Consider the following 12,042-nt stretch of genomic DNA (forward strand, 5'->3'; position numbering starts at 1 on the left):
CTCACGGAACCCAGCGTGGCCGGACTCGTACTCCTCTGCAATGGATACCTTGAACTGCTCCGTGTACTTGCTCATGAAAAACACCCCAAAGGTTGGATCGATGTCCAACTTTTGGGGTGCAGTTCATTGTGCCGGCGGGGCTTTTTTTTCGATGTCGGCGGCGCGCGGCTGCGTGCGTCAGCGCTGCGCCTGCATCAGCGGCGGGCGGCGCTCGAACCACGGCCGCGCCTGTTCGAGCTGGCGGGCGAGCCGGAGCAGCAGCGCGTCGTCGGCATGACGCGCGGCGAACTGCACGCCGATCGGCAGCCCGCGCGCGTTCCAGTAGAGCGGCACCGACATCGCCGGCTGGCCGGTCAGGTTGAACAGCTCGGTGCAGCCGGCCCACGTGAACGCCTTTTCCGACGACCTCGCGAGCATCTCCTTCAGCAGCGGCTTCACCGGCAGCGCGGCGAGCACCTTCATCTGCGCCGCTTCGAGCGGCGTCGGCTGCAATTCGCCGATCTTCACCGGCGGGCCCGCGAGCGACGCGCACAGGATTGCGTCGTAGCGCGACACGAGGCCGGCCACCTGCACGGTGAGCTGGCGCTGCCATTCGAGCACGTCCGGCAGGCGCGTGCGCGCGAGGCGCCGGCCGATCACGGCCATCGCCCACGTCGCGGCCTCGAATTCGCCGCGCTTCGGCGTGCGGCCGGTCAGTGCGCGCGCGCCGAGCACCATCTCCTCGGCGATCGTTGCCCATAGCGTGAGGAAGGTTTCGGCCGCGCGCGCGTAGTTGACGTGCAGCGTCGCCGGCTCGACATGGTGGCCGAGCGATTCGAGCAGTGCGGCCGCGTCGTCGAGCGCCGCGCGCGTGTCGTCGGCGAGTGCCGGCGCGAGCATCGGGTCGAGCACGAGGCCGATCCGCAGCGGGCCGGGCGGCGTGTCGAGTTCGCCGAGGAATGTGCCGGGCGCGCCCGGTGGCAAGGTCTGGCCGGTCGTCACGTCGAGCAGCAGCGCGCTGTCGCGCACGCTGCGCGTGACCGCATGCTGGACGACCAGCTCGCCGTTCGACGGCAGGTCGACGAGTACCGGGTTGCGGCTCGGCTTCAGGCCGAACAGCCCGCAGCACGACGCCGGAATGCGGATCGAGCCGCCGCCGTCGGAAGCATGCGCGAGCGGCACGATGCCGGCCGCGACGGCCGCCGCCGCACCGCCGCTCGAGCCGCCGGGCGTGTGATCGAGATTCCACGGGTTGCGGCACGCGCCGAACAGTTCGGGTTCCGTGTACGGCATCTGGCCGATCTCCGACGTGTTGGTCTTGCCGAACACGTTGAGACCGGCCGCGCGGCTGCGCGCGATCACCGGCGAATCGTCGGCGGGCACGAAATACCGGTAGTGCCGGCTGCCCATCGACAGCGGCAGCCCGGCGACCGCCGCGCCGAGATCCTTCACGAGATAGGGAACGCCGGCGAACGGCGCGTCGGTGCCGCCGTCGGGTGTGGCGGCCGCGCGCTGGCGTGCGGCTTCGTAGTCCTGCAGCACGATCGCGTTGATCGCGCCGTTGACCGCTTCGGCCTGGCCGATCGCGGCGTCGAGCAGTTCGCGCGGGCTCGCCTTGCGTTCACGTACCAGTGTGGCGAGGCCGATCGCGTCATGCGCGAGATAGTCCGAGTGCATCGCTGTCATCCCCGTTGTGGTTCGTGGCGATGACAGCAGCATAACGCGGGCCCGGTGCGCGGGGCCCGCGGCCGGCCGTTTTTAGAGGTGCTCGGCGAGGAAGGTCAGCGTGCGGCCGTGCGCGAGCGCCGACGCGCGCTGGTTGTACGACGCGCGGTCCGTGCAGTTGAAGCCGTGCTCGGCGCCCGGATAGTCGTGGAACGACGCGTGGCCGTGGCCGGCGAAAGCGGCCTTCACCTGGTCGACGGCCTCGGGCGGGATCGCGTGGTCGTGTCCCGCGTAGTGGAACAGGATCGGCTGCTTGATCTGGCCGGCCAGATCGAGCGCGTTCTGGATACCGCCGCCGTAGTAGGCCACGGCCGCGTCGATCTTGCCGGTCGCGGCCGCGCGGTACGCGAGCTGGCCGCCGAAGCAGTAGCCGATCGCGGCAACCTTGCCGGCCACTTCCGGGCGCGCGCGCAACGCATCGGCGGCCGCGCCGATGTCCGCGACCGCGAGGCCCACGTCGGTCTTTTTCATCAGCTCGATGCCCTTGTCGCGATCCGCGCCTTCGTAGGTGAGCTCGACGCGCGGCTGCGTGCGCCAGAACACGTCCGGCGCGAGCGCGACGAAGCCGTCGGACGCGTACTGGTCGGCCACCGCGCGGATGTGCGCGTTCACGCCGAAGATCTCCTGGATGATGATGACGGCAGGGCCTTTGCCGCGCTTGGGCAGCGCGAGATAGCCGCCGAAGCTGTCGTTACCGGCGGGGATGTCGATCCATTGGGCAGTCACGTTCTGAACTCCTGGCGAACGGGGTGCGCGATGCGCGCCCCGGGGTGGAAGAGGGCGGCCTAGTGTGCCATCGATCGTGTGACGGTGCAGCGCATGCGCCCGCTTCTCGCGCAGCGATCGTTTCGATCTCGATTATTCATTTTTCGGCGCTGCGCCGCTTCGATAGAGTCGATGTGCCGGCCTTTACAAAGCGCTTTCGCGTATCGTCATCGAAGGATTCGCCATGTCTGCCCGTCTGTTTTCCACGCCCTTTTCCGAACGCTTCGGCCTGCGCCTGCCGCTCGTGCAGGCGCCGATGGTCGGCGCGACTACGACCGCGATGGTCGCCGCCGCGTCGAATGCCGGCGCGCTCGGCAGTCTCGGCGCCGCCGCGTTCGCGCCCGAGCGCCTCGCGACCGAAGTCGAAGCCATCCGCGCGGCGACCGATCGCCCGTTCGCGATCAACCTGTTCGTGCTGCCGGACGCGACGCCCGACGCGGCGACCGTCGCCCGCGCGCTCGCCGCGATCGACCCGCTGAACGCGGTGCTCGGGTTGCCGCCGGGCACCGTCCCCGCGCGCTATGCGCCCGACTTCCGCGCACAGCTCGATGCGCTCGTGGCGCTGCGCGTGCCCGTTGCGAGCTTCACGTTCGGCGTGCTCGATGCGGCCGACGTCGCGCGCCTGAAGGCGGCCGGCACCTACGTGATCGGCACGGCGACGCACGTGGCCGAGGGCCTCGCCTGGCAGGCGGCCGGCGCCGACGCGCTGTCCGCGCAGGGCGCCGAGGCGGGCGGCCATCGCGGCACGTTCATCGGTTCCGCCGACGATGCGCTGATCGGTACGCTCGCGCTCGTGCCGCAACTGGTCGACGCGACCGGCCTGCCCGTGCTCGCCGCGGGCGGCATCATGGACGGCCGCGGGATCGCGGCCGCGCTCGCGCTCGGCGCGCAGGGCGCACAGCTCGGCACCGCGTTCCTCACCTGCACGGAAAGCGCGATCGCGGCGGACTGGAAGGCGCGCCTGCTCGCGAGCACCGACACGTCGACGCAGGTCACGCGCGCGATCACCGGCCGCCACGCGCGCGGGCTGCGCAACACGCTGATGGCCCGGCTCGGCGAACGCGTGGCCGACGCCGCGCCGTACCCGGTGCAGAACGCGCTGACCCAGCCGCTGCGCCAGGCCGCCGCGCGCGCGAACGACGGCGACTACCTGTCGCTGTGGGCCGGGCAGGGCGCGCCGCTCGCGCGGCGGCGCGGCGATGCGCTGACGACGTCGCAGCTCGTCGCCGCGCTCGATGCCGAATGGCGTGCGGCGGCTGCCTGATGCGTTCATGTCGGACGACGAAACGCGCGTTGTCACGCGCGTTTCATTCAATGATCACGGGCACAAAATACCGAATCGAAATGCCCCCGGATTGTTTTAAAACGACCTTTCAGAAAGCCACCTGGAATTAGCGGAAACCCTTATCCGGCGGGGCTCACGGCGATATTCGAGTCGTCATTCCAAAGCGTGCATATCGGTAGTGTTACCACTACCCCAAAAAAGTCCCACAAATTAATTTGATCACCTACACTTGCGCGCAAGTACGGACGGGCGGCTGCTAAAAGCGGCGGTTTTCACGTGCTTGAGGCCAAGTGCATGAACGATGCAACCGGCGAATCGTCCAGTGATTGCAAACACAGGGATGGCAGCGGGGCACCGGGCGATGGCGTTTTATTGGGACCGAAACTGGAGACTTACATGAATATCAAGATGCAAAAGCTGTTGCCGATCACCGCGGCCGCGATGCTGTGCGCTGCAGCTGCGGGCAACGCAGCGGCCGATCAAGTCGTCAAGATCGGCCACGTCGCGCCCTTGACGGGCGGCATTGCACACCTGGGCAAGGACAACGAAAACGGCGCACGTCTCGCGGTTGAAGAGATCAACGCCAAGGGTCTCACGGTCGGCGGCCAGAAAATCACGCTGCAACTCGACCCGCAGGACGACGCGGCCGACCCGCGGCAGGCCACGCAGGTTGCGCAGAAGCTCGTCGACGACAAGGTCGTCGCGGTGGTCGGCCACCTGAACTCGGGCACGTCGATCCCGGCCTCGAAGATCTACAGCGATGCGGGCATCGTGCAGATCTCGCCGTCGGCGACCAACCCGGCCTACACGCAGCAGGGCTTCAAGACCACGTACCGCGTGGTGGCCACCGATGCGCAGCAGGGCCCGGCACTCGCGAACTACGCGCACTCGAAGGGCATCAAGAGCGTGGCCGTGGTCGACGATTCGACCGCGTACGGCCAGGGTCTCGCGAACGAGTTCGAGAAGAAGGCCAAGGCGCTCGGCCTGAAGGTGATGTCGCACGACGCGACGAACGACAAGGCGGTCGACTTCCGCGCGATTCTGACCAAGATCAAGGGCGAGAATCCGGACGCGATCATGTACGGCGGCATGGACGCCACCGGCGGCCCGTTCGCGAAGCAGGCGAAGCAGCTCGGCCTGCGCGCGAAGATCTTCGCGGGCGACGGCGTGTGCACGGAAAAGCTGGCCGACCTGGCCGGCGACGCGACCGACAACGTGGTGTGTTCGGAAGCCGGTGCTTCGCTCGAGAAGATGTCGGGCGGCGCGGCGTTCAAGGCGAAGTACGAGAAGCGCTTCGGCCAGCCGATCCAGATCTACGCACCGTTCACGTATGACGCCGTGTACATCATCGTCGATGCGATGAAGCGCTCGAACTCGGCGGATCCGGCGAAGATCCTCGCCGCGATGCCGGCGACGAACTACTCGGGCGTGATCGGCACGACGACCTTCGACTCGAAGGGCGACCTGCAGCACGGCGTGATCTCGCTGTACAACTACAAGGGCGGCAAGAAGTCGCTGCTCGATGAAGTGAAGATGTAACGATACAAGCGGTCAACAGAAGGGGTGAAAGCGCGCATGCGGCAACGCATGCGCGCTTTCTTTTTGGGCCGGCGCGTCGTGCCGCGCCCCGTCAGATCTTCAGCCGCGCGAGCACCTTCGGCGCGACGGCCGCGACGAGCGCCGCGCACAGCGCGACGACGGACAGGCCGATCGTCAGGTTCGACGCCTGCGCGACGGCGCCGATCACGACCGGACCGAACAGCATGCCGAAATACGCGAGGCCGGCCACGTGCGCGAGCCCTTCGGCCGCATGGATGCCTTTCACGCGCGCGGCGGCCGCGAACAGCACCGGCATCATGTTCGCGAGGCCGAGGCCCATCAGCGTGAAGCCGGTCAGCACCGTGGCCGAATACGGCAGCAGCAGCGCGCCGATCATCCCCGCGCAGGCGAGCGACGCGCTCGCGAACACGAGCTGCGGCGCGCCGAAGCGGGCGCGCACGGCGTCGCCCGCGAAGCGCGCGATGGCCATCCCGCCCGAGAACGCGGCATAGGCGGCGCTGGCGAGCGCGGGGCTCGCCACGACGACGTCGCGCATGTAGACCGTCGCCCAGTCGTACATCGCGCCTTCGGCGATCAGCGCGACGAGCGCGATGCCGCCGAGCATCCACAACGCCGGCGAGCGCCAGCGGTTGCCGCCGCCGTGCGCGTGTTCGTGATGCGGCACATGCGGGAGCACGGCCGGGCTGGCGACCACGAGCACCGTCGCGCTGGTCGCGGCCGCGAGCGCGAGATGCACGGCCGGCGCCATGCCGGCCGACAGCAGCGCGCCGCCGGCGGCCGCGCCGGCCATCCCGCCGATGCTGAACATGCCGTGCAGCGACGACATGATCGGCCTGCCGATCGCGATTTCGACCGCGCTGGCCTCGGCGTTCATCGCCACGTCGAGCGTCGCCATCGAGAAGCCGAACAGCGCGAGCACCGCCAGCAGCAACGGGTAGTCGGGCACGACGAGGATCAGCGCCGCGCAGGCCGACATCACGAGCCCGCCCGCGAGGCACGCGGTGCGCGAGCCGACGCGCGCGATCCAGCGCGCGATGGTCAGCATCGCGGCGATCGACCCGACGGCGACCGCGAACAGCGCGATCGACAGCAGCCCGGGGCTCAGCGCGAACTTGTCGCGCACGGTCGGCACGTGCACGCCCCACGACGCGAACATCATGCCGGCGACGAAGAACAGCGCCATCGATGCCGCGCGGGCCCGCTGGCGGGCCGGCAGCGACAGCACGCGATGCGCGTCGGGCGGCGCGGCGAACGGGGACGACGATTCGGGGGAGGAGGATTCGGACACGATGACGCTCATCAAAGGAAATGCACGGACGCACGCGGCGCCCGTCGGATTCGTCCGATTCTATCGAACCGCTTACGATCGTGCCGGGCGTTGGCCGTTCGGCCGATGATCCGGCGATTAGTCAGTGACCCGCGTTCGGCCGCATCGACTGCCCTGGCCGTTCGACCGATGCACGGCGCGCCGCGCCCGCGGGTAACATCGGAGCGCATGGCGTGCCCGGCGCGCCCCCCTTCGACCGCAGGAGTCCTCTTGAACATCGATCCCGCTCTCGCCGTGCATTTGCTGCACCGCTGCGCGCTCGGCACGCTCGCCACCCATTCGCGCGATCCGCAGGGTTTCCCGTATCCGACGGTCGTTCCGTTTGCACCCGATGCAAGCCATCGTCCCGTGATCCTCGTGAGCGGCCTTGCGGAGCACACGCGCAATCTGGCCGCCGATCCGCGCGCGGGCTTCCTCGTCGTCGATGCGCCCGACGGCGACGTGCTGAACGCCGAGCGCGCGACGCTGCTCGGCCGGTTCGTGCCGCTCGGCGACGATCCGCACGTCACCGCGCGCTACTGTCGTTATGAGCCGGATGCCGCGCGCTATCTCGCGCTGGGCGATTTCACGTTCTGGGCACTCGACGTCGAGCGGCTGCGCTATATCGGCGGGTTCGGGCGCATGGGCTGGGTCGACGGCACGCATCTCGATGCGCTGCCGCCGCTCGCGTTCGACGAGGAGCAGGCGTTATGGGACGCGTACGATGCCGGCGCGGCGCGCCGCGACGGGCTCGAATTGCTCGGCGTCGATCGCCACGGCGCCGACTGGCGACATGACGGCCGCCGCGTGCGTACGTCGTTCGATACGCCATTGGCCGATGCGGGCGAATGGCGCGAGCGGCTGATGGCGTGCGCGCGGGATGTGACGTGACGTCGCGGATACCGGCGGCTCCGCGCTTTGCCCGTTTAGCGAGGCGCGCCATCCGATTTTCGTAAAACTGTCGTCCGATGAAAGCTTCTATTTTTCAAATGCAGGGTAATTGCGTATGTTGATAGACCTAATAGCCAATCGCTAATGTCCTAATCTCTGTGTAGGAACGTAAAAATTTGAGAAAAGGCCGTGGCCGGTCAAAATGACACGTGTGAATTCCAATTGATCTCGGGATTTTCATGAATCCCGCTTCTATCAAATCTTTTTTGTGCTAATCTCTGCCTTCGAAAATCCGAGGCACATATATTTCATGAATGGTGAGCTGGCTGCAGACCGGCGCCATTGGTCAGATAGAAAGGGAAACTATGTCTTCTTACAAGGACCTGCTGGCCCAGCGGGAGAAGCTGGAGAAGCAAATCGAAGAAGCAAAGTCGCGTGAATACGCTGAAGTGCTGAATGACGTGAAGCAGAAAATTGCCGACTACGGCTTTTCGCTCGCCGAACTCGGTCTCAGCCGCGCGAAGGCAGGTAAGGTTGGCCGTCCGCGCGCAGGCGTTGCCGCGAAATACCGCGATCCGGAAACGGGCGCGACGTGGTCGGGCCGCGGCAAGCCGCCGCGCTGGATCGCAGGCAAGAACCGCGAACAGTTTGCGATTTAAACGTCCGTTTAAATAGCCTGCTCTTCAAAAGAGCCGCGTGTCCGTTAAGGAGCGCGGCTTTTTTGTTTTCTGCGCTCGCCGCGCACATGGCGTTGTCATGGAAATGTAATAATGGGGCGTGAATGAAAATACGACCCGTTCGCATAAGCGGTTGATTTAAATAAGAAATTTGTGGGTATTGGCGGGGTTCACGGGGCGCCCTTGATAGAATCGGGTATCGCTCACCGATATCTCATATTTCATGTCCACGTTTTCCGGCGACGCGCAGAGCGCAGATAAGCACGCGGTTGCACGCAAGAGCACGTTCGTCAGTATTGTGCTGAATGTCGTGCTTGCGACATTTCAGATCGTCGTCGGCGTGATTGCCCATTCGCAGGCATTGATTGCTGACGGGGTGCATTCGATTTCCGATTTGATCTCGGATTTTGTCGTGCTGGTTGCGAATCGGCATAGCGGCGCATCGCCGGATGCCGACCACAATTACGGCCACAGCCGCTACGAGACCGTCGCCTCGCTGTTTCTCGGCGCGATCCTGATTGCGGTTGGCGTCGGCATGCTCTGGCGGGCCGGCGACCGCCTCGTTAATCTCGAAAACATTCCGGCGGTACATTTTTCCGCGCTGCTCGTCGCGCTGACGGTGCTCGTGTCGAAAGAGGCGCTGTTTCGCTACATGTTGCGCGAAGCGCGGCGCGTCCGTTCGGCGATGCTCGTCGCGAATGCATGGCATGCGCGTTCGGATGCCGCGTCGTCGCTCGTCGTCGCGATCGGCATCGTCGGCAGCCTGGCCGGCGTGCGGCTGCTCGACCCGATCGCGGCGGCGATCGTCGGCTTCATGGTTGCGCGCATGGGCTGGACGTTCGGCTATGACGCGTTGCAGGACCTCTCCGACCGCGCGCTCGATACGACCGATACGGCCGAGATCCGCGCGCTGCTCGCGGCGACGCCGGGCGTGCGCGACGTGCACGACCTGCGCACGCGCAAGATGGGCGATGCCGCGCTCGTCGACGCGCACATCCTCGTCGATCCGAAAATCTCCGTCTCCGAAGGGCACTACATCGCCGAGACCGCGCGTGCGCGCGTGCTGACCGATGCACGCGTGCTCGATGCGCTGATCCACGTCGATCCCGAGAACGACGCGGCGCGCCGTCCGGCGCTCGCGCTGCCGCCGCGCGGCGAGATCGTGGCACGGCTCGAGGCCGCGCTCGCGCAGCGCGGGCTGCATGCGGCGGCCATCAACCTGCATTACCTGAGTACGGGGCTCGAGATCGACGTGACGCTTGCCTGCGATCCGCACGACACCGACGCGGCGCTGGCTGGAAGGCTCGACGCCGACGCGCTGAAGCGCGAGTTCGGCGCGCGCCGGATCGGCTTCACGCGCACGATGCCCGCGCATGCGTGACCCGCCGCGGGCACACGGGATAGAAGGCCGCCGGCGCGTGCTGGCGCGTTACAGCGGCAGTTGCGTGTCGAACTTGATCTCGCGCAGCACGACGCTCGTGCGCACCTGCGACACGGCGGGGATCTTGAAGATGCGTTCGTGCAGGAACACGTCGTAGGCCTTGATGTCCGGCGCGACGATCTTGAGGATGTAGTCGGCTTCGCCGGTCGTGCTGTAGCACTCGGTGACTTCCGGGCAGGTCGAGATCTCGCGCTCGAACTGCTCGACGCCGCCTTCGTTGTGGCGGGTCAGGTGCACGTGCGCGAGCGCGCAGACGTGCAGGCCGAGCTTCTCGCGATCGAGCAGCGCCGTGTAGCGCTGGATCACGCCCGACTGTTCCATGTCCTTGATGCGGCGCCAGCACGGCGTGCTCGACAGGCCGACCTGGTCCGAGATTTCCTGGACCGAGCGGCGCGCGTCGAGCTGCAACAGGCGAAGGATTTTTTGCGAAAAGGAATCGAGCGTCACCTGCGCCTCCATGCGGCAACTACAACACGCTGAATGTTAGAGGGCCGGGAAAGGAAAGGCAATCTGGCGTCGCGTTGTTGAGCGAGATTCGCTAATTTGCTCGCGGATCCGTGGGATTTTGTCCCGCGCCTGCGTTTTCCGACCGATCGGTGTCCGACACCGCGAGGCCCGCGAGCGCGGCCTGCTGGCGGCGCAGGTCGGCCAGCATGTTGCAGAACAGCGCGCCTTGCTCGATCGCGTCGTCGAGCGCGACGTGCGTGTGCGGATGGTCGTCGAACCAGTGCTTCGGAAAGCGCGGCTTGATCGCCTTGCGGTACGGCAGGCCCGTCATCGCGAACGCGAGCGTCTTGATGTCGAGCGCCGACCACGAGAACGGGCAGCGGCCCGCGAAGCGCATCATGTACCAGAACATGAACGTGAAATCGAAGCCCGCCGGCATCGCGACGAACACCGGCTTGCCGGGCAGCGCCTCGACCCAGTCGACGTACGCGAGCAGCGCCGCTTCGGGTGCCTGCAGATCCTTCCGGCACGCGGCCCATGCTTCGGGCTCGGTCTTCCACCACGCTTCCTGCACCGGGTGCGCCTGCGCGCCGGGCAGCGTGTCGAGATTGGCCGAGAACGTCGCGATCAGCTGCTTGTCCTCGGTATAGGCGGCCGACGCGAAGCTCAGCATCGAGTGCGGGCCGGGAATCGGGCCGTCGGCCTCGACGTCGGTGCTGACGTAGATTTCCGGGATGGCGGTCTGGTTCATCCGAATACCTTGTCGGACACGAACGGGTTGGTGCGGCGCTCGTCGCCGAACGTCGACACCGGGCCGTGGCCCGGCACGAACGTCACGTCGTCGCCGAGCGGCCACAGCTTCTCCTTGATCGACCGGACGAGATCCTCGTGATTGCCGCGCGGAAAATCGGTGCGGCCGATCGAGCCCGCGAACAGCACGTCGCCGACGATCGCGACGCGATGCGCGCGGCTGAAGAACACGACGTGGCCGGGCGTGTGGCCCGGGCAGTGATAGACCTCGAGCGTCTCGTCGCCGAACTGCACGGTGTCGCCGTCGTTCAGCCAGTGATCCGGCTCGAAGGTTTCGGCGGCCGGAAAGCCGAAGCGCTCGCTCTGCATCGGCAGCTTCTCGATCCAGAAGCGCTCTTCTTCCTGCGGCCCCTCGATCGGCACGCCGTAATGCGTCGCGAGCGTCTTCGCGCCCGCGCAGTGATCGATGTGCCCGTGCGTGAGCAGCACCTTCTCGACCTGCACGTTCTGCCGCGCGACTTCCTGTTCGATCCGGTCGAGATCGCCGCCCGGATCGACGACGGCGGCGCGGCCCGTTTTCTCGCAGACGAGCAGCGAGCAGTTCTGCTGGAACGGCGTGACCGGAATGAGCGTGACTTTCATGGAGGCACCGGCGGCTAAAAGGAGCGATTGTACCGGTCGCGCGTGCCGCCTGCCGGTCGCGCGACGCGCGTCGCGGCGGACGCCTCCGGGCATTCCCGGAGCATGTCGATTGTTACGGCCATAGTGAGAATCAATGGTCCCCGACGGGCGCTTTTCGAGACAACCTTTTGGTTTATGTATAATGCGCCCCATTGCACGTGAATTTCACGCAATTCGCTGGTGTTTCGGCCCCGTTAAAAAAGGGGCGTCGGAGGCACCGTCAAGCATCAGCCGCCGGGGAGTCCGGCGGTGTATCCAGCACCGAATATTCGGTGCTCACGTCTTGTCCGGCCGGGTGCTGCGCGCCCGCCTGCGGCCCTGCTGCCGCGCCGCCGGATGGGGCCTGTGCCGCCGTTCCTGTGAGTCGGTCGTTTCGACGCGCGCGAACGTGAAGCCATGTTCGATGGCGGCATGTGGGGTCTGGTCAGGCTGTTGGGGACAGGTTGCGCCAGACGTGAAAGCTAATCAGGACGGTTGCGGCCTAGACGAAAGCCGCGCCCATGCTAGCCGCCTGCTCGCATCCGAGCGGGGCGTG

At 66.7% G+C, this 12,042-nt stretch carries 11 protein-coding genes; 5 read left to right on the forward strand and 6 right to left on the reverse strand.

Annotated features, from left to right (window positions below):
- Positions 1–177 precede the first annotated feature (177 nt).
- Together QZM35_RS37175 and QZM35_RS37180 are read right to left on the reverse strand one after the other, a co-directional pair.
- Positions 178–1,656 carry an amidase gene (locus QZM35_RS37175; RefSeq protein ID WP_089424249.1) on the reverse strand — a complete coding sequence of 493 codons (1,479 nt, stop codon included), beginning with the start codon at positions 1,654–1,656 and terminating at the stop codon, positions 178–180.
- An 81-nt stretch (positions 1,657–1,737) separates the two neighbouring features.
- Positions 1,738–2,430, reverse strand: a complete 693-nt coding sequence (locus QZM35_RS37180; RefSeq protein WP_089424250.1) for a dienelactone hydrolase family protein — start codon at positions 2,428–2,430, stop codon at positions 1,738–1,740.
- 223 nt (positions 2,431–2,653) lie between these two features.
- Here QZM35_RS37180 and QZM35_RS37185 point away from each other — a divergent pair, with 223 nt between their 5' ends.
- Both QZM35_RS37185 and QZM35_RS37190 read left to right on the forward strand, forming a co-directional pair.
- Positions 2,654–3,733 carry a nitronate monooxygenase family protein gene (locus QZM35_RS37185; RefSeq protein ID WP_089424251.1) on the forward strand — a complete coding sequence of 360 codons (1,080 nt, stop codon included), beginning with the start codon at positions 2,654–2,656 and terminating at the stop codon, positions 3,731–3,733.
- Positions 3,734–4,150: 417 nt separating this feature from the next.
- A complete protein-coding gene (locus QZM35_RS37190; RefSeq protein WP_089430459.1) occupies positions 4,151–5,293 on the forward strand; it encodes a branched-chain amino acid ABC transporter substrate-binding protein in 1,143 nt (380 codons plus the stop codon).
- Positions 5,294–5,384: 91 nt separating this feature from the next.
- On the opposite strand, the gene QZM35_RS37195 is transcribed toward QZM35_RS37190, so the two are convergent.
- Positions 5,385–6,602, reverse strand: a complete 1,218-nt coding sequence (locus tag QZM35_RS37195) for an MFS transporter (RefSeq protein WP_179255029.1) — start codon at positions 6,600–6,602, stop codon at positions 5,385–5,387.
- Between the two features lie 249 nt (positions 6,603–6,851).
- Between QZM35_RS37195 and QZM35_RS37200 the strand changes: the two genes are divergently transcribed.
- From QZM35_RS37200 to QZM35_RS37210, 3 genes are all read left to right on the forward strand, one after another.
- Positions 6,852–7,511: a HugZ family protein gene (locus tag QZM35_RS37200; RefSeq protein ID WP_174976284.1), complete on the forward strand. Its 660-nt coding sequence runs from the start codon at positions 6,852–6,854 to the stop codon at positions 7,509–7,511.
- A 365-nt stretch (positions 7,512–7,876) separates the two neighbouring features.
- The gene (locus QZM35_RS37205) at positions 7,877–8,170 is read left to right on the forward strand and encodes an H-NS family nucleoid-associated regulatory protein (protein WP_006491875.1); all 294 of its coding nucleotides are present in this window, start codon (positions 7,877–7,879) and stop codon (positions 8,168–8,170) included.
- A 241-nt stretch (positions 8,171–8,411) separates the two neighbouring features.
- Complete coding sequence (locus QZM35_RS37210) at positions 8,412–9,569, forward strand: cation diffusion facilitator family transporter (RefSeq protein WP_089430462.1); 1,158 nt, start codon at positions 8,412–8,414, stop codon at positions 9,567–9,569.
- A 48-nt stretch (positions 9,570–9,617) separates the two neighbouring features.
- On the opposite strand, the gene QZM35_RS37215 is transcribed toward QZM35_RS37210, so the two are convergent.
- The 3 genes from QZM35_RS37215 to QZM35_RS37225 form a co-directional block, all read right to left on the reverse strand.
- Positions 9,618–10,088: an Lrp/AsnC family transcriptional regulator gene (locus QZM35_RS37215; RefSeq protein ID WP_011882933.1), complete on the reverse strand. Its 471-nt coding sequence runs from the start codon at positions 10,086–10,088 to the stop codon at positions 9,618–9,620.
- 79 nt (positions 10,089–10,167) lie between these two features.
- Complete coding sequence (locus QZM35_RS37220) at positions 10,168–10,827, reverse strand: exonuclease (RefSeq protein WP_089424255.1); 660 nt, start codon at positions 10,825–10,827, stop codon at positions 10,168–10,170.
- Positions 10,824–11,468: an MBL fold metallo-hydrolase gene (locus QZM35_RS37225; protein ID WP_043185095.1), complete on the reverse strand. Its 645-nt coding sequence runs from the start codon at positions 11,466–11,468 to the stop codon at positions 10,824–10,826. Before QZM35_RS37225 ends, QZM35_RS37220 begins: the two co-directional genes overlap by 4 nt.
- Positions 11,469–12,042: the final 574 nt, after the last annotated feature.

The sequence above is a fragment of the Burkholderia sp. AU45274 genome, assembly GCF_030482505.1.
Taxonomy (GTDB): Bacteria; Pseudomonadota; Gammaproteobacteria; order Burkholderiales; family Burkholderiaceae; genus Burkholderia.